Raw genomic sequence first — 640 nt, forward strand, 5'->3', positions numbered from 1 at the left:
CAAACTTCAAACCGCGCTTGCCGCCACGTTTATAGGCCAAAGCCATGTTTTCTTCAATCGTCAGCGCTTCGCAAGTACCTGCCATTGGATCCTGAAAAACACGGGCGACCCAGTGTGCACGTTGATGGGCGGATTTTTTGGTAACATCAATGCCATTTAGCAAAATTGAGCCACTATCGACGCGCGTTGTACCACTGACTGCGTTCAAAAAAGTCGATTTACCTGCACCATTGGTACCAATAACGGTGACAAATTCACCATCAGCGATATTCAAACTGATACCACGTAGGGCAGGGTTGTCGATAGGTGTCCCTGGATTAAAGGTCAACTGTAAATCGGTGGCTTGCATCATAATCGTTATTCCTTATTATCTCTTCAAGCAAAGCAAGTGCTGTTGATACTTGCTTTAACTGTCATTAGGCGCGAACCTTGCGTGATAGAAACTTCGTTTTCGCTTTTGGTAAGACCAAAGCCAGTACCACGAGTAACGCGGTAATTAAGTTCAAATCTTGCGGACCAAAGCCGATACTACGTAGCGTATCGCTCGATAGTGCGACCTGAATAAACAGTTTGTACAATACTGCACCGACCACAACGGCAAAGGTAATTAACCAAATACGTTTGGCAGGAATGATGGTCT

General features: G+C 45.3%; 1 protein-coding gene and 1 pseudogene. Both read right to left on the reverse strand.

All coding sequences use genetic code 11. The features are described from left to right. Positions 1-352, reverse strand: a 352-nt coding sequence (locus ACS8FC_RS18505) for an ATP-binding cassette domain-containing protein (protein WP_439297868.1), incomplete at its 3' end; no start/stop codon positions are given. 64 nt (positions 353-416) lie between these two features. After that, positions 417-640, reverse strand: a pseudogene (locus ACS8FC_RS18510) (ABC transporter permease); the annotation flags it as partial.

The sequence above is a fragment of the Psychrobacter sp. 1Y4 genome (genome assembly GCF_051847555.1).